The sequence below is a fragment of the Capnocytophaga canis genome, assembly GCF_000827555.1.
GTDB classification, from domain to species: Bacteria; Bacteroidota; Bacteroidia; order Flavobacteriales; family Flavobacteriaceae; genus Capnocytophaga; species Capnocytophaga canis.
On the sequence record NZ_CDOI01000050.1, the window covers coordinates 1 to 900 of the forward strand.

General features: G+C 33.0%; 2 protein-coding genes. Both read left to right on the top strand.

Annotation, left to right across the window (positions count from 1 at the left end):
- Positions 1 to 383 (top strand): hypothetical protein (locus CCAND38_RS11780; protein WP_042343373.1); only part of this gene is annotated, 383 nt, incomplete at its 5' end.
- 7 nt (positions 384 to 390) lie between these two features.
- On the top strand, positions 391 to 807 hold the full coding sequence (locus tag CCAND38_RS01800; protein ID WP_042343374.1) for a hypothetical protein: 417 nt from the start codon (positions 391 to 393) through the stop codon (positions 805 to 807).
- The last annotated feature ends 93 nt before the right edge of the window (positions 808 to 900 follow it).

A 900-nucleotide genomic window follows, 5' to 3' on the forward strand; every position in this document is an offset into this window, starting at 1 on the left:
GTGTATTCGCTTGTTCGGAAGATGAACATATGACGGCTGATTATTTTAAAGCCCAACAACGAGACAGTCGTTTCTTTGGGAAATGGATGTATGTCAATCCTGACACATTTGAAGAGGAAATTACAACATATTACCATAACTATACAAAAGATGGGGAATTTCATCTGATATACCGAGAGACAGGAGAAAAAAATAAAAGGGTGGAATATTATTATACAAAAGGAGATAGACTCTATGTGTTAAACCCTGGCTCTGGCTTTAAAGTTTCTGCTTCGGTATATGAATTTCGATATGAATTTTCTAATTCGGATAGTATTTTGGTTTTACAAGACTATACAAACGGAGAACTAAGTAATTACAAAGAATTTTTGAAACGTAAATAACACTTTTATGAAAAAGTTTTATTTTATACTCGCATTATTGGGTGTATTCGCTTGTTCGGAAGATGAACATATGACGGCTGATTATTTTAAATCTCAAAAAAGAGACAGCCGTTTCTTTGGGAAATGGAAGGCTGTAAATCCTAATACCTTAGAGGAGAAAATAACATCCTTTTATAGTGAATATACCGAAGAAGGGGTGTTTGATTTGATAGACCGAGAAACAGGAGAAAAAGATGAAAGAAAGAGATATTATTACACAAAGGAGAATACATTGTATGTATTACACCCAGGTGCTGGTTTTAAAGTTTCCGCTTCGGTAAGTGAATATAAGTATAAGTTCTCTGATGATAATAATATTTTAATCATTCAAACATTAGAGGAGTATCGAAAAGGCGATAAAGGAGAGTTTTTCAAACGTAAATAACACTTTTATGAAAAAGTTTTATTTTATACTCGCATTGTTAGGTGTATTCGCTTGTTCGGAAGATGAACATATGACGGCTGATTATTTTAAAGC